Below are 16,463 nucleotides of genomic sequence, written 5' to 3'. Positions count from 1 at the left end.
TCGAAAAGGCCGCCGCGGTGGTCAGAGCGCACTTGTCCGCTTCCCGAATGACGCTTGTCTTTCGGGTTCGCAGTGCCCCAAACCAGGGCCTGGCAATGTGAGATACTCCTCCGGCGGCTGTTTATACCGCCGAGTACGAAACTGACATGGACAACCGTCTCAGTCAACTGCCCACGTCATCAAATTTTAACGAATCTGGCTTCGGGACGCCGCAGCGGTGCCAACGCTTCCTCCGCTTCTGCGCGGAGCTGGCTCCGACATTCTGAGACATGTCACCGTATGCGGTACCGAACTGCCGGCGGCCGTGAACAACCACGTCCGAAAGGACTCGCCCGGAGACCGAGAGCGGCTTAACCGTCCATACCGAACCGTATGCCCGGCGTACTTGCGCACATGGACAACTGTCTCAGTCGTTGGTATATGAACAGTAACGGTGTATTCAAAAGGTACATATGCCCCGATGACTTGCCACTTCGGGGAACCGATGTCGCATAGGGAGAAGTTGAAGTGCGTATTCCATCTGCCCTTCGGCGCGAGCAGCTCGTAGACGCTACAATCGACGTGATGAGAGAAAAAGGCGTCCAGTCCGTGACGATGCGCGAGGTCGCGAAGCGGGCGAACGCGTCACTTGCGGCAGTTCACTACTGCTTCAAAGACAAGGACGAACTGGTTCACGCGGCGGTAGAACGCTGGCTGAAGGAGATGGTGCCCGATGAGATGCGCCGACAGACGGGCGTAGGAGTTCGCTTGGCAGTCCGTCGCATGTTGGACGCATGGTGGGATGGACTGGAGAAAGTCCCCAAGAACGCGCAAGCGCAGTTCGAATTGTTCCTCTGGGCGGTCAGAAACAGCGAGCGCATCCGGAAGTTCATGTATCCGCTATATCTCGCCGAGATCACCTCGGTACTCGCGGAGGCGCAGCGCATGACAGGTGACACCTGCGAGTGGGAGCTCGAGAGGATCGCGCGCTCCCTTCTCGTGATCGTCGACGGCTGCAGTTTCCAGTATTTCGACAACCCGGAGAGTTCTGACGCCAAAGCGCTGAGCTACGAGATGGTGGAGGCAATATTCAATCGGGCGAATGTGGCGCAGATCAAGCGCGCGAGCTAGAGGCCGCTCGGCTTCGTGGTGGCCCTGCTCCCTCGCCCGGTTTCGCGGAGTTAAAGGTGGGGTCGGTCGTCGCCCGCCACGACCTTGCCGGGATTCATATGGCCGCCTGGGTCGAGCGCTTTCTTCAGCGTCTTCATCAAGGCGACCTTTCCCGGATCGCCATACGTGGCCAGCAGGTCGAGCTTAACCCGTCCAATTCCGTACTCGGCGCTGAAGGAGCCGCCCATTTCCGCCGTCAGCCTGTAGATCAGCGGAGAGACCGATCCTTCAAACTGCGCCTTGAATTCAACCGAGCCCGTGCCTGCGGGGGGCACCACGTTGAAGTGGACGTTGCCGTCACCGACATGGCCATAAACGGAGAGGATGGCCTCGGGCGAATTCGCCTTCACGATTCGGGACGCCTCTTCGATGAACGTCGCGAGACGCGAGGTTCGGACCGACACATCGTGTTTTAAGGACCCGCCGTTCAGCACCTCGCCTTCGGGGATGCTTTCGCGCAAATGCCAGAAGGCGTTTCTCTGCTCCTCGTTCGAAGCGATCGTCCCGTCCGTCACGAGGTCTTCTCCCATCGCCTCCTCGAGGAGCGCGTCAACCGCCCCCTGCAGATCCAGCACATGCGACGAGGTCGACGCTTCGAGCAACACGTAGTGCCCGCTCGTTTGCTCAAGCGGATGGCGAAGGTCGGGCTTCTTTCCCAGCAGGAGCTGGAGCGAGTTGTTCGAAACGTATTCGAACGAGGTCACCGCATCGCCCGTAAAGCGCTGCGCGCGGTCGAGAAGGATCGAAAGGTCGGCGATATCGCTAATGGCCAGAAAAGCGGTCACCGTAGCCTTGGGCTTGCGCGCGAGTTTCAGGGATGCTCCCGTGATAATTCCGAGCGTCCCCTCGCCTCCTATAAACAACTGCTTCACATCGTAGCCCGAGTTGTTCTTGCGGAGAGAGTTGAGATCGCTGAAAAGTGTTCCATCCGGCAGGACGACTTCCAGGCCGAGCACCAAGTCTCGCGCCATGCCGTACTTTACGACGGCGATCCCGCCCGCGTTAGTCGATAGGTTGCCGCCGATCTGGCACGACTGCTGCGAACCGAGGCTCAGCGGAAGCATGAGGTCGACGTCGGACGCCGCGTCATGGAGAGCGCTGAGAATACACCCAGCGTCTGCAGTCATCGACATGTTGCCGACGTCGATTTCACGGACCTTGTTCAGGCGTTCCAAGCTGACGACCACTTCGGTTCCGTCAACGTTTGGCGTGGCTGCCGTGCAGTAACTCGTGTTGCCTCCTTGGGGAACGAGCGGTACGCCGTGTTTCGCCAGGATCCTCACGACAAGCTGGACTTCCTCTACGGTGCGCGGACGCAAAACGGCCTCAGTGCGCCCAACGTAAAGGTGCCGGAAATCCGTCGTATATTTTCCAACGTAAGCGCTCATTTCCCCGCACGTTGACGGCCCTTGCAACTGATCGCTTTCAGACGGACGCGTCGGTCAGGCTGCGGCGGCCTTGAGGAAGTTGAAGGGCAGGAGATCGTCGATAGCTACGTTCTGAGGGCGCTGAGGCAGTTCAGTAAGGACGTGGCGTAACCAGGCTAATGGCTCGACGCCACAGGCGCGGCAAGTCAGCATCAGGCTATAGATGACTGCGCTAGCTCTGGCTCCGTCAACGGTATCGCTGAACAGCCAACTCTTTCTGCCGGTTGCAAAAATTCTGATATCGCGCTCCAGAAGATTGTTGTCGATCGGCATCCTGCCGTCCTCGGTGTGGCGCGTCAGATAGTCCCACTGGTTCAGAGTGTAGGACACAGCGTCGCCGAGCTTGCTGTCCGGCAAGACCTTCGGCGCGATGTCGTCGAGCCAAGCCTTGAGTGCGTTCAGGACGGGCACGCTGTGCTGTTGGCGAGAGCGCCGAATGCAGTCGGCCTGCGTTTCACCATCCTCGGGTTTTCTGTCCCTGGCCTGCCTTTCAATCCGGTAGAGCTGTTCGAAGAAGCGGAGTGCCTGCTCCGGTGGTCCGCCACCCTTCTTTCTCGCCTTGAGGGCGTCGACAAAGCGTCGTCTGGAATGGGCCATACACCCAAGATGGGTTGCCCCATCCAGCGTGCGCCAGGCGGAATAGCCATCACTCATCACTATCCCGCGATAATCGCCGAGGAAGGTTTGCGGGTATATCTGGCCGCGGCCCGGCTGATAATCGAGCAGCACGATCGGCTCGTCACTGTCCTCGCCGCTTCGGTAAGCCCACATATATGACGTGCTGGCGGCCTCTCGATCCTTTTCCTTTAGGACCTGAACAGTCGTCTCGTCGCCATGGATGAGGGGCTGCGATCTGAGCCGCAGCTTCAGGGCGTTATAGATGCGGGAGAGATGCTTTTCGCTCGAGCCGATCACCCAGTGGCCCAGAGCGCCACGGCTGACAGGAACACCTGCGCGCTCGAATGCCTGCGCCAAGCGGTAGAGCGGTGTGCCGTCGACATACTTATGAACGAGCGCGAAGGCCAGCGTCGAAGCCGTGGCGATGCTGCCCGGCAAGGGCTGCGCGGGCATCGGCGCGATCACGACCGGGGTGTTGATCCCGGTGCGGTCGCAATGACGGCAAGCATATTTGAACCGCACATTCTGCAGGACCTTCGCCTTCACCTCGATATGAAGTTGCTCGGTAACGGTCTCGCCCATGCGATGCATCTGGTGACGGCAGCATGGACAGGCCTTCTTATCGTCGGGAAGGTCATACTCGACACGCTCGCGCGGCAGGTTTTCCGGCAAGGCCTTGCGGCCGCGCTTCTTTCCCGTCGTGCCGTCGGTCGCCGGCAAGCCCGTGTCCGGCAGAGCAACGACATCGCCATCTTCGTTGTCGGCATCGTCCTCATCCGCGGCCTGTTCGGCTTCATTGAAGAGGCGGTCAATGTGCTTTTCGCTCTTCGGCGCAAAACGATGCAGCCGTGCAAGCGCCAACTCTTCCTCGAGTTTGACGACGCGTTCTGTGAGCTGGCGGTTCTCCGCCTGCAGCGCAGCAATACGCGCCATCAGCTCTTCAACAGTCGGTTCGCCGGATCGATTCATCAGATTCTTGAATCGAAAGCATGCCGCCGCGTCAACCGCGGAGTTCGAGAGCCCTCAACCAGCAACCTGATATTGCCGCACCGGATGGCGGACCATTGCATCGATATCGATGCCGTCGAGGAGCCAGTGCAATTGCTCGGTCGTAAGCTGAACGACCGCCGCCTCCCGGCGAGGCCACCGGAACTTGTCCTCGGTCAGCCGCTTCAGAACCAGCACAAAGCCGGATCGGTCGAAGAACAAGAGCTTCATCCGATCGCGACGGCGATTGCAGAACGCAAAAACCGCCGGCGCAAACGGATCGAGCGCCATCGTCTCCTGAACCAGCACCGCAAGGCTGTTGATGCCGGCCCTGAAGTCGATCGGCTCGCGGTGAAGGTAGACTTGAAGGTCAGCGCCCAGTGTGAACATGACCCAACGCTCCGATGACCGCTGCCAACGCATCCACATCACCGCATTCCAGCGTCAGCTTCACCCCGTTCGGCAGTGACGCGCTCACCTTGGCTGGAGAGGAAAAAGGCGCAGCCCTTTTCGATGCCGACCCACGCACTCCATCGCAAGTCCCCGGCAAATCCACCGCAGCCATGCTGCTCTGTCGCAGCAAGGCCCGATCGGAAGTGCTTTCAATCTGAACCGGGATAAACGACGGTGATGAGGACGGCGGGAGGGACTGGGTCTCCGTGCGCTTCTTTATCCACTTCCGAAGAAGGTTCGCATTGACCCCATGTTCGAGCGCAAGCCTCGATACCGACACGCCAGGCTCAAGGCAGGCCGAGACAAGACGGTTCTTCGATGCGGGGTCGTATCGGCGTCTCCCGTTCCGACCAACAAGCCTTACCTGCAGTTTCTGATCATCTTCTTCCATCACAAGGTGTCCACCTATTTTGGTGGACACCTCATGCATCAGAGCACTCAACAGCAAAAGGTGCGGGGAAATTCGCGCTTACTTTCCAACGATATCCTGGTCGCGGACAACGATTTCCGAAGGCAAACGCGCGAGGGCCCGATCAATTGCTGTCATCTTACTCATTCTCGGGTCTAGGTAGGGGGCCCATCGATGAAGGCGGTGTCTTACGGAACGACGACGAGCTTGCCCACGTGATTGCGCTTGACCAGTTCGGTCTGCGCATCAGCGAGATCGCGGAGCTTGTACGTCTTCTCGATAAGAGGTTTAAGACGTCCCTCGGCTACGTGTCCAATAATGGACTTGAAGGTTTCCGGCGTAGGGCACGTGATGCCGAAAAGCTCGAGGTCCTTATAAATCAGGTCTCTCAGGTCGATCGGCTGGATCGGCCCGGCGATAGCACCCGCCGTGGAATACCGACCGCCCCGGCGCAGCAGCTTCAAGCTGTCTGTGAAGAAGGGCCCGCCGACAACGTCCGCAACCACATCCACTGCCCGCTCGCCTACGATAGCCTCGATCGCACCGCGCACGTCGGGGTTCTCTCGCGCGACAAAATGGTGGGCTCCCAAGGCTTTCAGCCTTTCTTCCTTTGCCGCGCCGGCAATAGCGATCACCGTAGCGCCTCGGATAAGGGAAAGCTGGACCAAGGCCGTGCCGACGCCGCCCGCGGCTCCGGTGATTACGACCGTTTCGCCCTTGCCGAGGCGGGCGCGAACGAGCATCTCTTCCGCTGTATCGTAGGATGTCGGGAAGGTCGCGAGTTCCGCGTCGGTGAGGTTGGATTCGATGGCGTAGGCATTCTCCGTGGGCACCGCCGTATATTCGGCATAGCCGCCGTCGCGCTCCCCGCCGAGATAAGCGACCAACTGGGCTCGCTCGGGCAGCGACAGGTCACGGACCTGCGGATCGACGATTACACGTTCGCCAATCCGTGACGCGTCCACGGCCTCTCCGACCGCCACGATAGTCCCGACCACCGCGGCACCCTGGATACGCGGAAACACGATCTTCTCTTCTTTCCAGGTGCCGCTTGTGTCAGCGTCCGCCTTCTTGGGATCGCCCGCTCCCTTGAGCCCAACATCTTCCGAGAGGCTTTCGTTCACGTCGCGATCATACCAGCGCGTCCGTAGATTGATGTCGGTGTTGTTCATCCCGCACGCTCCCACGCGAACGAGTACCTCTCCGCTGCCCGCGCGCGGTACGGGCACGTCCTCCCTATACTGGAGCTTATCGATCCCGCCGAATCCGGTGAGGAGTACAGCGCGCATTTTCTCCGGGATGGCCTGCTTGTTATCCATGTCTGTGTCCTCGATGTTGGAATCAGGTCTCGCTCGCGGCGGCCCACAAAAGGAACACTCCGCGGCGACTTCAGCGTTGACTCGTCTGCCAGTTGGGGTGGACCCAGTAGGGTTCGTTTGAAGGGCTGAGCTGGGGACGGCCGAGACAGAAGTCAGCGGCCCGTTCCCCGATCATGATCGCCGATGCGTTCAGGTTGGACGTCACGACGACAGGCATGATGGATGCATCGGCGACCCTCAGCCCTTCGACCCCATGGACCTTGAGGTCCGGGCCGACAACGGCTGCGGGGTTGTCCGCTCGTCCCATGGCGCAGGTACCAGAAATATGGAACGCGGTCGTCGCGCGCCGGCGAATCCAGGCGTCGAGAGCGTCCTTGCTCTTCACCGCCTGGCCCGGCTCGATCTCCGCTCCACGGAAGGGCTCGAAGGCACGTGAGGCCACAAGCTCGCGAGCGAGCGCGACGCCCTCGCGGAAGGTCTGCATATCGCGGTCGTCGGAAAGGTAGTTGAAGTGCAGAGCCGGGGCGTCGGCGGCATCCGACGACTTGAGGAGAAGTTCCCCCCGCGCATAGGACGTTTCGATCGTGCAGTGGATCTGAAACGCTTCCTGGGGATACGGCTTGAAGTTATCGTGCGAGATGCTGAGCGGGAAAAACTCAAACTTGAGGTTCGGTTTTGATATCCCGGCGCGGCTGCGAATGTACGCCGTTGCTTCGAACTGATTGCTCGACGCCACGCCGCCCTTGGTGAGGAACCAGTCAATGCCTACGAACGCCTTTCGCGGCCATTCGGTATTCTTCTTGAGGCTGACTGGCAACTTGCAGGAATATTGAATCGGCAGGTCGAGGTGATCCTGAAGGTTTGCGCCAACAGCTTTGGAATGGTGCACCACTGCGATGCCGTGCTTCCTGAGCTCGTCGGACGGACCGATTCCGGAAAGCTTGAGTATATGCGGGCTTCCGACCCCGCCTGCACATAGAACGATCTCGCGACGCGCCCTGAACAACTTGGACGCCCCGGAGGATTGGCATTTAACTCCAGCCGCGCGACGCCCCTCAAGAACGATCCTTTCCACGAGGGTCTTAGGGGCAATCGTGAGATTCGCTCTCGAGCGCACTGACTTCGTCAGAAACGCGGCTGCGGTAGAAATTCGCTCGCCGTTGAAAATCGTTTGTTCTGCTACCGCGAAACCTTCGTGCTGAGGACCATTCGAGTCCTCGGTAACCGGATAGCCAATTTCACGGCCAGCCTCGATAAACGCATGATTCAAGGGGTTCTTGAATACCGGGCGCGTCACTTTCAGCGGACCTGTGCGTCCCCGGTAACGGTCGTCGCCGCCCTTGGCGTTTTCCATGCGGATGAAGTATGGAAGGACGTCCGCGTAACCCCACCCGGTACATCCGTGTTCGTCGCGCCATTCGTCATAATCCTGAGGATTGCCGCGGGTGTAAACCATGCCGTTGATGGCGGAAGAACCGCCCATCACGCGGCCACGGGGATGCGCAATCTTTCGGCCGCCAAGGCCTTCCTCTTCTTCGGACTCGAATGCCCAGTTATACTTCGTGGACGTGAGAAGAGCGTCGACCGCCAGGGGCATGCGCACCTGCCACGGATTGGCATCCGGCCCGGCTTCGATGAGAAGGACCGTGACCCTGGAGTCCTCGCTCAGGCGCGCGGCTAAAGCGCACCCTGCCGATCCACCTCCGACTACGATGAAATCGAACTCCCGATCCATTGACCGCTCCCCTTACAGTCCGACTCTACCGTCGCCAAATGCCCGAACGATACGCCACAAACTTGCGAGTATGTTATTAGTCTATCTAGTACATACCGTGTGCGGTCGTCAAGCTTTCAGTCGCGATCGTCGCCTACAATGCTGAGGGTGGAGGAAGTGGAGGCGTCGCCGTTTAAACTGCTGTTGACGTTCGGAAGTGCCTCGCGCTTTCGCGCCGATTGCCGCTCGCTGTCCATTAGCGGGGCATTACTCGGTAATTAGCGAGCTGACGGGGCCTCACCCACGGCGTAGACGTCCTTATCGCCATAGCCGTACTGGGCCGCGGTCTCGAAAAGCTTGTGCACCTCATCGAAATCGCGGTCGGCATACCCAAGGAGTTCGCATAATTCGCAGCGATGGGATGACTCCGAGGAGCCCGTTCACCGTCAAACCTTTCGATCCGTAGTTCCGGCTGACGATCGGAGGAACCGTGACATCCGCCCCCGCAACACGCACGCTGGGATGTTCAATGAGGAGCGACTTCAGAACTTCGCTAGGCAGTCCTTCCTTCATGAAAGCGACGACCGGGTAGGCTACCGACAGTGTGTCTGGAACGCTTATGAGAGCCAGACAGCCATCTTTAGACTGCCGCGCCTGTCTGCTCCCGGGGAAGGTGCCTGAATATCAACGACGCGACGCGCTGCTCATTGTTTCGGATGTGATTACTAACCTCGGCCTTCGCACGCTGCACGTCGCCGGATTCAATTGCGTCCATGATCGGCTTGTGCTCGTCGACTACACCGGACAGCTGGACGAACTGACTATCCTTCACTGAAAGAAACACGAGGTAGAAGCGGAGTTCGCGGCACAGCTGGGCGTAAAACTGATCGATCCGCGGACTTTTCAGTAGAGCGACGATCTCCGTATGAAACGCCAGATCGCTCCGCACGATGGTGCCGACGTCTTGCGTGGCAACCGAGTCAATGAGCCTATCATACGCCTGCCGCACCTTAGCGATCGCCGCCTTATCGATAAGGTGCTCGACGGCGCTGCTCTCCAGGGTCAGCCGGGCACTGTAGAGGCTGGCGAGACTGTCACGGGTTGGCGAAATTGCCACGACGCCGCGATTGACTTCAACCCGGACTAGACCCGCGAATTCCAGCTGTCTGATCGCCTCGCGGATGGTATTGCGAGCCACACCGAGTTCGGCGGCGATTGCTGCCTCGCGAAGTCTCTGGCCGGGCATGACCCTTCCGGAAAGAATGAGATCGGACAGACCGTCCGCTACCTGCTGGGCGGCTGTGGTCTTGCGAATTACGATATCCCCGACCGTAAAGTCGTCCGAATAACTCGGATTGTTCATTCAATTGCTCCTGCATCGCACCCCGGGCGCGATTTACGACATTACACTGTAGAACAGTACAGCACTAAATATAGCGCCGATGGCAGGGGCCGGGAAGAGGTGGTTGGCAGGCAGGCTCCCTGTAAGCCTGCCCGCGGTTCAACTATGCCACTACGAGTTGCTCGGCAGCGAACATCTTTTCGAGGCGGGGACGTTCGATCTTTCCGGTGACATTGCGCGGAAAGTCATCCGTACCGATAAAGCGGTAGTGCTTGGGAATCTTCCATTTGGTGATCAGCTTGGCGCAGAATTCGTTCAACTCCTGCTCGGATATTTCGTTGCCGTCATGGGTCGCTATGTAGGCGGCCGGCACCTCAGCCCATTTTGGATCCGGGACCCGGATCACCTGAACTTCAGAAATGTTAGGATGCTTGAGCAGGACATGTTCGATCTCCGCCGGATAGATGCTCTCCCCGCCGGATTTGATCATGTACTTGCTTCGGCCGAGGTAATCGTAAGTGCCGTCGTCGTAGAGGACGCAGATATCCCCTGAATGATACCAGCCATTCCGCATGGTCTCGTTCGTCGCCTTGTCGTTGTTCCAATAGCCGCTGAAGAGCGTGGGTGTCCGGTAAAGGATTTCGCCGGGCGTGCCGGTCGGGCAGTCGTTTCCGTTTCCATCAACGATGCGCATCCGGGAGAACGTTGATTGCACCTTTCGGAACGAGACAGTTGCCTGGGACAGGTCAAGCGTGCCGTAGGCGCTCGGAACGGTGCCGACCTCTGTCGTTCCGAAGGTGTTGAAGTAGCCTGCCCCGGTGACTTCCGTGATGTTCTTGAGGGAGTGGACCGGTGAAAGATCGGCCATGCAGCCGACGTATTTGATGCCTTTGACGGACTTGCCGGTCGCCTTGATGGCTTCGGCCACGTCGTCCAGGACGCCGGGAACCAGGAAGAGCCACCCGATCTTCTCGCGCGTGCAGAAGTCGGCGATCGCCGGCGCGTCGAAACGCGGCGTCATGAACACCTTGCCCCCGCGCACATGCGTGATCAGGACATAGTCAGAGCAGGACATGTGGAAAAGCGGGTGCCACGCGACGTAGTTGTCCGTCTCAGTCAGCTGAAGCTCGGCGCACATGATGCCAGCGCGTGCCATGATCGAGCGATGGGACAGGGCCGCGCCTTTCGGTGCGCCGGTCGTACCGCTCGTATATACGATCACGAGGACGGACTCGGGATCGATATCGATCCGTGGATCCGCGTCCGTCTCGTGGCGCAGGGCTTTGCTGAGCTCGGGCTTGTGGCCGCCGAAATCATTGGAATCCCAGACGATGATCTCGGGCTTCGCCAAGCCCTCAGGGTAATGCGGCATCGCTTTGCGTAACAGGGGCTCAAGAGAGGCGGAAACAAACACGAACCGCGGCGCTATGACCGAAATCGAAACCGCGACTTCGGGTGCCGCCAGACGATAGTTGCATCCGGCGACGGCTACTCCGGTCTTCGCGGCCCCATAGATCAGGGACAGGTAGTCAAGCGTGTTTTCCGAGAGAACCACAACTGCCTCCCCGTACTTCACGCCGAGGTCGAGCAGCGACCACGCGCACTGGTTGGCGAGAGAATTGAGTTCGCGATAGGTGAAATCGTGCCCGAGATACTCGAGCGCCAGCCAGTCCGGGGAAACCATCACGCGCGTTTCGAGCACGTCGCCGAGGCTGATCGCCGAACCGCGCGCCAGCAGCCTGCCCGTCTCATCAGAATACATTTGCCAGTTCCTTTCCTTGCTCCCGACCGGGAGGTGATTCATTGAACTTTTCGCTTCAAGCCAGCCCAGGTCATGCGCCGCCGATGCGCGGTCCCTGACGGGAGGGCCATATTGGTTCGCGCCGCTCGACGAACGCCCGCAGCCCTTCCAGGGCATCAGGCGACGCATTCGCGCTGATCATGATGTCCCGACTGAAGGCTGGAAGATCGGAGTTGAGGCATTTCTTGTAGATGGCCCGGCTGGTCGGCGAGGTCCTCTGAAGAACTCCGATTAGAGAGCGGGCCTCCTCGATAAGCGTCTCGTGCGGAACCACCCTGTTCACCAGGGAGATTTCAAACGCCTGCGCTGCTGGGATTCTCTCGGCTGTGTACATCATCCATCTCGCGCGGGGTAAACCGACGGCGCGCGCCAGCCGGAGTGGCGCATAAGGATCGGCAAGCCCCACCTTGGCCTCCGGCACGCAGAAGTCCGCACGGTCGCTGGCGATGGAAACGTCGCTGCTCAACACGATGCTCAGTCCGCCCGCGTGGCAGTAGCCATTAACGACGGCAACCACGGTTTTCGACGAGCTTTCGATGGCTTGGAACAGTCGCAGTGAAGCGTCTGCGAACCGCTGGATTATGACCTTGCCCGGTAGTTCGCCCTTCGCCTGTTCCGACTGGATTTCCTTGAGGTTTCCTCCAGTACAGAAGGCGCGACCGCTCCCGGTGATCGCGATGACGTCTAGCGTGTCGTCGGCACTGGCCTCGATGACGGCGTCAGCAAGGCCGTTATACTCAGCGAGACCGAGGCAGTTCATCTTGTCCGGGTTGCTGAGCGTCAGCCACAATGCGCCATCTTCGACATGTCTATCGATGTGCATGGGTCGTTCGCTCGCCGTGCTTGAGGGTTGCGAAATCCGACAAGTCCTGCCAGCTGTCGCAGATTTGGCTCAGCGTCATGAAAGCGACGCCGTCTTTAGAGCGCATGTAGTCAACCAGCTTTCGGAACATCATAAGGTTGGCGGCGCGCCCGATCGTTTGAGGATGCACGGTCAGCACAAAGATCGCATTGGGAACTTCCTCGTAGGCGAAGTCGAAGTGGTCTTTCCAGCGCTGGTAAGTCACCTCGGTGCTCGCCAGTCCTGGGTTGATGCGCGATACGTGCTCCAGCGCCGGGAAATCGTCGAGGTACCAAGAGACGGGAATTTCGATTATCGGGCTCGGATCGCCGAACACGTGAGGGCCAACTTCGCTACGAAGCATCGGACGCGGTCGATACGCCTCGAAGTCGCGCCCCATGAGAGATGAATCCCAGTCGAATCCATATTCTTCAAGGAGGCTTAGGGTGTTGGGGCTGAAGTCCCACGACGGTGATCTATAGCCACGAGGACGGCGGCCCACATACTTCGTATGAAGCTCCATCTGCTTTTCCAGCAGACGCCTTTCCTCGGCCTCTTCGAGTCCGCCGATACGCTCGTGGCGGCAACCATGCGCCGCAATTTCGTGTCCGTCCGCCAATATTTTCTCAAGGCTTTCGGGAAACGTCTCCATCGTATGCGTGGGCGTGCACCAGGTCGTCTTGATGTCGTGTTTGCGGAAGAGCTCCAGAAGACGAGGAGCGCCCACTTCCGCACAGAACTCGCCGCGCGAGAGATACGATGGCGACGAAACGTTGAACGATCCTTCCCAGACCGTGTGAGCGTCAAAATCGACCCCAAGGCTTACGGCGATGCGGGTGCCGGATTGAAGTACAAGTCCCATAGTTCACCTACCCGACGTCACGCGTCGATCTCGATTTCGTCACCGAGCGCCCGGGAGACACATATCATCATGTAATCTCCGGCCTCCCTCTCCGACGCGCTCAGGACCGCGTCTCGGTGGTCGACCTTTCCACGGAGCACTTTCGTTTCACATGTTCCGCATGTTCCCTCGCGGCACGAGGAAGGAGGGCTCATCCCTTCCCTTTTCATCGCGTCGAGGATGGTTTCGTTCGCGCCGACGACGATCGAGCGGCCGCTATCCCGCAGGTGAACTGTGAAAGGCTTGTCACCACTCGTGTCGAGCTCGACCGGAGTGAAACGCTCGAGGTGGAGCGTGCCGTTCTTCCAGTTGGCGGAAAGGCCTACCAAGGCGTTCAGGAGCCCTTCGGGGCCACATGAGTATACGAGGTATCCTTCCGGGATATCCTGCGTGATCGACCGAAGATCGAGCATGCCCGCCTGGTCTTCGGGAACGACGTTCACGCGGTCCCCGTAAGCAGAGAGTTCGGTCAGGTACGCCATCGACGCTCTGCTACGCCCTCCGTAGTGGAGGACCCAGGGTTTACCCTCGCGCTCCGCCTCGGCGATCATCGGGAGCATCGGCGTGATGCCGATGCCACCCGCGATGAAGATGTAGCCGCTGGCCGCTTCGAGGGGGAAGTGGTTCCGCAACCCGGTCGAGCGTATGATCGCGCCGGATTTCAGCTTGTCATGGATGTGGCGAGAACCGCCCCTACTCTCCCTCGCCTTCAGCACCGCGATCCGCCACGTCGCGCAATCGTCGGGCCTCCCGCACAGGGAGTATTGGCGTTCCAGCCCCTGCTGGAGCTCGAGCGATATATGCGCGCCTGGCAACCATGACGGAAGCGGGCTGCCGTCCGGCCGGGCGAGCACCAACTCCAGTACATCGTCTGCCATCCGTCGCGTCTCGACGACGCGCAGGTCGAACGAACTTGCTCCGCTCATCGTCGGCCTCCTTTCTGGTAGGTCTCAGACAATGCGCGAGACGCCTTCTCGGGGCGTGCTTCCGTTCCGCTTGAGCTTGAAGAAGGCGTACGGATTATCGATGAACATCTTCGAGCGAAGGCGTTCCGGGAGTTTGGTGTAGGCCGTCATCGGATCGTCGGTGTCCCAGTGCGGGTAATCGCTGCTAAAGACGAGCAACTGCTCGGCGTTGATCAGTTCGAACAGCTTCTCGAGATGAGAACCGCGGCGCGGTTCGTACATCGGCTGGCTAGCAAGTCGAACGCGCTCCATCACGTACTCGCTCGGCAGTTTGGTTACCCAGGGGATTTCCGAGCGAACGCCCTTCCACTTCTGATCCATGCGCCAAAGGATTTCGACCAGCCACGCATAGCCCTGCTCCTGGAACAGGACGTTCATGTTGGGGAAGCGGTCAAACACGCCTTCGGCCACCAGACTAACGAGATTGGTCTGACCCGATTGGCCGAACAGGGCGTGGTATTCGAAATAGTATGAGGGCGCGCCGACGGCGAACATGTTGTCGTTCGCGCCCGCACCTTCGCTACCCGGATGGTTGGCAATGGGCAGGCCATATTCGTTGGCCGCCTCGTAGATCGGATAGAAATGCCGCTTGCCCATAGAGATACCGGAAAGCGAGGGGATGAACACCTGCACCATCCGGGGATCCTTGCCCCACTTGTGAATTTCCTTCGCGGCAGCCAGCGGGTCACGCGGGCTGATGACGATGGAGCCAAGCCAGCGCGGATCCGATGGAAACCACTCTTGCGCCTGCCACTCGTTAATCGCCCCGGCAATTGCAGTCGCCATGTCGGCGTCCGGAAAACCGCCAAGCTGAAGAGCCGGTCCGGGAGTAATCACTGCTCCCCCCAGATCGTTCACGTCCAGGAAGTCGCGGTTCATCATTTCCGGGACGGAGCCCGGCACACCGCCGCCCGGCGGTATCGTCTCCGGTCGCATCGTACCGTGCGGATTAATGTAGGGCTGCGTGGGGATGGTAACCTGGTTACCGTTCACCCGCGAGCCCCAGTCTGACATCGTGTCGAGACCGAGACGGCGGACCCACGCGCTCGATAAATAGGGCTTGAGGCTGCGGAGGCCGTCGGCGACGTTCGGATGGACATCGGAATCGATAGCCCAACTGGTAATGAGTGTTCCCGTCTCAATTGACGAATTGTTCTGGACGTTCATTTCTATCTCCTGAATGGCAAGCTTGGGTCAGTCCGGGATCTCAACCAAGATTTTCCCGCCCGTCTCCTCCACGGGGAACCTTTCAAGCTTCAAGCGTGGGTCGGCGAGGCAGGAGCCGTCACGCAGGTCAAACTCCCAGTGGTGCCAGGGGCAAGTGAATACGCCGTCCTGGTAGCCTAGTTCGATTTGGTGCGGACAGGAGGAGACCGTCGTGCGCCTGACGGGCTTCAGCAACAACTGCGCGCCCGCGTGTGGGCACTTGTTGCGGATCGCCACGAGGCGACCGTTATAGCGGACAACACCGACCTCGCCCTTGTGATGGCTGATCAATCTATGCTGCCCCTCGGCCAGTTCGTCAGAAGTGCATACTTGGTGCAAAGTCATACCTATCTTACCCATTCTTGCGGGAGGCAGGGCACCCACGCCCCCCATACTCTTCAGTATGTTAGAACTGTAGTACAGTTGTAATGTCGGTCAAGTGGTAAAATTGCGGTGCGGCGTTTTTTGACTCGACGCCGTTTTCAATTTTCCCCTGCCTCGGCAGCCGGGATGAGGACGTTGGCGGGAAGTTTCACCTCCTCGAGAATCTTCGCCAGCGTCCCGTCTTTGCGCATGGAGGCGATCGCAGTGTTGAGCGCCTCGGTTAGCTCCGGATTGTCCTTCGTATGGACGACGTTCGTGCGCCCCTTCTTGTTGAAGCTCGTCACCACGGGGTTGGGGTTCGCGTCGACCGCGCTCAGGCCGCTCTCCGGCACCAGTGAAATTCTGTAGAGGGCGTTGAGACCACCGAGAAGCATGACTGGGAGGCGACCGCTCTTGATGTCCGCGAAGGCCGCGTCCGCGGTGTCGTAGACCTTGAGGTTGGCTTTGCCCCAGGTCTCGAGCTCCTTGTTGAAATTGAAGCCCGTTACGGTGCCTATGACCTTGCCGTCGTAGTTCTCGAGCTCGGGATCAGGATTCCTGCCGACGAAGACGGCCGCGTTATAGTAGATCGGGTTCGTCAGGCCGACGACCTTACCGCGTTCCGGCGTCGGGTTGAGACCCGCGCCACCGACATCCGCGAGTCGGTTGCGGACCGATTCCACGACACCGCCGAGAGGGAGGACCGTGACCGACGGGGTAAGGCAGTTGTCCTTTGCAAACTTCGTGAAGAAGAGGCCCTCGAAGCCGCCCATCACGCCGTCCTTGTAGGTGAAGAACGGCGGCATGTCGGGAGCGACGATCTTTAGTACGCCGGGCTCCAGGGTCTTGAATTTCGAGACGGGTGTGCAGTCGGACTGTGCGGACGCCCCCCCTGCCGCGAGCAAGAAGACCGCTCCCGCGGAAAGGAAAGTGCTCAGAAGGGCATTCGATCGTGCAGTCTTTGTCAT

15 protein-coding genes are annotated in these 16,463 nt (G+C 59.6%); 1 reads left to right on the top strand and 14 read right to left on the bottom strand.

The window, feature by feature from the left end; all coding sequences use genetic code 11:
* Positions 1 to 507 precede the first annotated feature (507 nt).
* Positions 508 to 1,110 carry a TetR/AcrR family transcriptional regulator gene (locus tag FKV68_RS08450; protein ID WP_180941046.1) on the top strand — a complete coding sequence of 201 codons (603 nt, stop codon included), beginning with the start codon at positions 508 to 510 and terminating at the stop codon, positions 1,108 to 1,110.
* A 50-nt stretch (positions 1,111 to 1,160) separates the two neighbouring features.
* On the opposite strand, the gene FKV68_RS08445 is transcribed toward FKV68_RS08450, so the two are convergent.
* From FKV68_RS08445 to FKV68_RS08380, 14 genes are all read right to left on the bottom strand, one after another.
* Complete coding sequence (locus tag FKV68_RS08445) at positions 1,161 to 2,537, bottom strand: FAD-binding oxidoreductase (protein WP_180941045.1); 1,377 nt, start codon at positions 2,535 to 2,537, stop codon at positions 1,161 to 1,163.
* 54 nt (positions 2,538 to 2,591) lie between these two features.
* Complete coding sequence (tnpC, locus tag FKV68_RS08440) at positions 2,592 to 4,163, bottom strand: IS66 family transposase (RefSeq protein WP_180939348.1); 1,572 nt, start codon at positions 4,161 to 4,163, stop codon at positions 2,592 to 2,594.
* A 54-nt stretch (positions 4,164 to 4,217) separates the two neighbouring features.
* Positions 4,218 to 4,571 (bottom strand): IS66 family insertion sequence element accessory protein TnpB, encoded by a 354-nt coding sequence (tnpB, locus tag FKV68_RS08435; RefSeq protein ID WP_180939347.1) that lies wholly within the window; start codon positions 4,569 to 4,571, stop codon positions 4,218 to 4,220.
* The gene (tnpA, locus tag FKV68_RS08430) at positions 4,552 to 5,025 is read right to left on the bottom strand and encodes an IS66-like element accessory protein TnpA (protein ID WP_180939346.1); all 474 of its coding nucleotides are present in this window, start codon (positions 5,023 to 5,025) and stop codon (positions 4,552 to 4,554) included. Before tnpA ends, tnpB begins: the two co-directional genes overlap by 20 nt.
* Before the next feature lie 206 nt (positions 5,026 to 5,231).
* A complete protein-coding gene (locus tag FKV68_RS08425) occupies positions 5,232 to 6,362 on the bottom strand; it encodes an alcohol dehydrogenase family protein (RefSeq protein ID WP_180941044.1) in 1,131 nt (376 codons plus the stop codon).
* Between the two features lie 70 nt (positions 6,363 to 6,432).
* A complete protein-coding gene (locus tag FKV68_RS08420; RefSeq protein ID WP_180941043.1) occupies positions 6,433 to 8,097 on the bottom strand; it encodes a choline dehydrogenase in 1,665 nt (554 codons plus the stop codon).
* A 619-nt stretch (positions 8,098 to 8,716) separates the two neighbouring features.
* Complete coding sequence (locus FKV68_RS08415; RefSeq protein WP_180941042.1) at positions 8,717 to 9,439, bottom strand: GntR family transcriptional regulator; 723 nt, start codon at positions 9,437 to 9,439, stop codon at positions 8,717 to 8,719.
* 142 nt (positions 9,440 to 9,581) lie between these two features.
* Positions 9,582 to 11,180, bottom strand: a complete 1,599-nt coding sequence (locus tag FKV68_RS08410) for a class I adenylate-forming enzyme family protein (protein ID WP_180941041.1) — start codon at positions 11,178 to 11,180, stop codon at positions 9,582 to 9,584.
* A 70-nt stretch (positions 11,181 to 11,250) separates the two neighbouring features.
* The gene (locus tag FKV68_RS08405; RefSeq protein WP_180941040.1) at positions 11,251 to 12,042 is read right to left on the bottom strand and encodes an enoyl-CoA hydratase/isomerase family protein; all 792 of its coding nucleotides are present in this window, start codon (positions 12,040 to 12,042) and stop codon (positions 11,251 to 11,253) included.
* Positions 12,029 to 12,922: a polysaccharide deacetylase family protein gene (locus FKV68_RS08400; RefSeq protein ID WP_180941039.1), complete on the bottom strand. Its 894-nt coding sequence runs from the start codon at positions 12,920 to 12,922 to the stop codon at positions 12,029 to 12,031. The genes FKV68_RS08405 and FKV68_RS08400 overlap by 14 nt, the downstream gene beginning before the upstream one ends.
* A 17-nt stretch (positions 12,923 to 12,939) precedes the next feature.
* A complete protein-coding gene (locus FKV68_RS08395) occupies positions 12,940 to 13,887 on the bottom strand; it encodes a PDR/VanB family oxidoreductase (protein WP_180941038.1) in 948 nt (315 codons plus the stop codon).
* Positions 13,888 to 13,911: 24 nt separating this feature from the next.
* On the bottom strand, positions 13,912 to 15,093 hold the full coding sequence (locus tag FKV68_RS08390) for an amidohydrolase family protein (protein WP_180941037.1): 1,182 nt from the start codon (positions 15,091 to 15,093) through the stop codon (positions 13,912 to 13,914).
* Between the two features lie 27 nt (positions 15,094 to 15,120).
* Positions 15,121 to 15,477, bottom strand: a complete 357-nt coding sequence (locus FKV68_RS08385; RefSeq protein WP_269808445.1) for a Rieske (2Fe-2S) protein — start codon at positions 15,475 to 15,477, stop codon at positions 15,121 to 15,123.
* Positions 15,478 to 15,614: 137 nt separating this feature from the next.
* Positions 15,615 to 16,463 (bottom strand): substrate-binding periplasmic protein, encoded by an 849-nt coding sequence (locus FKV68_RS08380; RefSeq protein WP_180941036.1) that lies wholly within the window; start codon positions 16,461 to 16,463, stop codon positions 15,615 to 15,617.

The sequence above is a fragment of the Sinorhizobium mexicanum genome (assembly GCF_013488225.1).
Taxonomy (GTDB): domain Bacteria; phylum Pseudomonadota; class Alphaproteobacteria; order Rhizobiales; family Rhizobiaceae; genus Sinorhizobium; species Sinorhizobium mexicanum.
Note: the sequence above shows the minus strand (reverse complement) of the source record. Positions and strands in the feature narration are given on the sequence as shown.

Excerpts from the sequence above, each read along its gene's own strand:
- tnpA (WP_180939346.1), bottom strand. The coding sequence starts at position 5,025 with ATGGAAGAAGATGATCAGAAACTGCAGGTAAGGCTTGTTGGTCGGAAC.
- FKV68_RS08445 (WP_180941045.1), bottom strand. The coding sequence starts at position 2,537 with ATGAGCGCTTACGTTGGAAAATATACGACGGATTTCCGGCACCTTTAC.
- FKV68_RS08395 (WP_180941038.1), bottom strand. The coding sequence starts at position 13,887 with ATGAGCGGAGCAAGTTCGTTCGACCTGCGCGTCGTCGAGACGCGACGG.
- FKV68_RS08380 (WP_180941036.1), bottom strand. The coding sequence starts at position 16,463 with ATGACAAAGACTGCACGATCGAATGCCCTTCTGAGCACTTTCCTTTCC.
- tnpB (WP_180939347.1), bottom strand. The coding sequence starts at position 4,571 with ATGTTCACACTGGGCGCTGACCTTCAAGTCTACCTTCACCGCGAGCCG.
- tnpC (WP_180939348.1), bottom strand. The coding sequence starts at position 4,163 with ATGAATCGATCCGGCGAACCGACTGTTGAAGAGCTGATGGCGCGTATT.
- FKV68_RS08415 (WP_180941042.1), bottom strand. The coding sequence starts at position 9,439 with ATGAACAATCCGAGTTATTCGGACGACTTTACGGTCGGGGATATCGTA.
- FKV68_RS08410 (WP_180941041.1), bottom strand. The coding sequence starts at position 11,180 with ATGTATTCTGATGAGACGGGCAGGCTGCTGGCGCGCGGTTCGGCGATC.
- FKV68_RS08405 (WP_180941040.1), bottom strand. The coding sequence starts at position 12,042 with ATGCACATCGATAGACATGTCGAAGATGGCGCATTGTGGCTGACGCTC.
- FKV68_RS08420 (WP_180941043.1), bottom strand. The coding sequence starts at position 8,097 with ATGGATCGGGAGTTCGATTTCATCGTAGTCGGAGGTGGATCGGCAGGG.
- FKV68_RS08425 (WP_180941044.1), bottom strand. The coding sequence starts at position 6,362 with ATGGATAACAAGCAGGCCATCCCGGAGAAAATGCGCGCTGTACTCCTC.
- FKV68_RS08385 (WP_269808445.1), bottom strand. The coding sequence starts at position 15,477 with ATGACTTTGCACCAAGTATGCACTTCTGACGAACTGGCCGAGGGGCAG.
- FKV68_RS08400 (WP_180941039.1), bottom strand. The coding sequence starts at position 12,922 with ATGGGACTTGTACTTCAATCCGGCACCCGCATCGCCGTAAGCCTTGGG.
- FKV68_RS08390 (WP_180941037.1), bottom strand. The coding sequence starts at position 15,093 with ATGAACGTCCAGAACAATTCGTCAATTGAGACGGGAACACTCATTACC.